The sequence below is a fragment of the Sedimentibacter sp. B4 genome, from assembly GCF_000309315.1.
GTDB lineage: Bacteria > Bacillota > Clostridia > Tissierellales > Sedimentibacteraceae > Sedimentibacter > Sedimentibacter saalensis.
The window spans coordinates 1-256 of the sequence record NZ_CANG01001046.1 but is presented as its reverse complement, the minus strand read 5'-3'; the positions used below and the strand labels follow the sequence as shown (position 1 = coordinate 256).

Below are 256 nucleotides of genomic sequence, written 5' to 3'. Positions count from 1 at the left end.
CCGGGCCGCCGTCCGGTACTTCCCCGATTCCAGGTCGAGTTCGAGGCCGATCCCGATCATCAGCATCGCAAGAACGGGTTGGCCGCGCCGATCACGGAGGTGAAGGTGATCACCAGGTCCGGCAGGCGCAGGTCGAACAGCTTGAGCAGCAGCAGGCCGAGGTAGGTGACGAAGACGGGCGACCGGCTCAGCGTCCGGACCACGTCGCGCAGGCGGTGCCCGCCCGGCTCCCCCGCAGCGACATCCCCCACGCGTA

General features: G+C 69.1%; 1 pseudogene. It reads right to left on the bottom strand.

From position 1 onward, the window contains the following. Positions 1-59 precede the first annotated feature (59 nt). A pseudogene (locus BN358_RS27245) lies at positions 60-256 on the bottom strand (hypothetical protein); the annotation flags it as partial.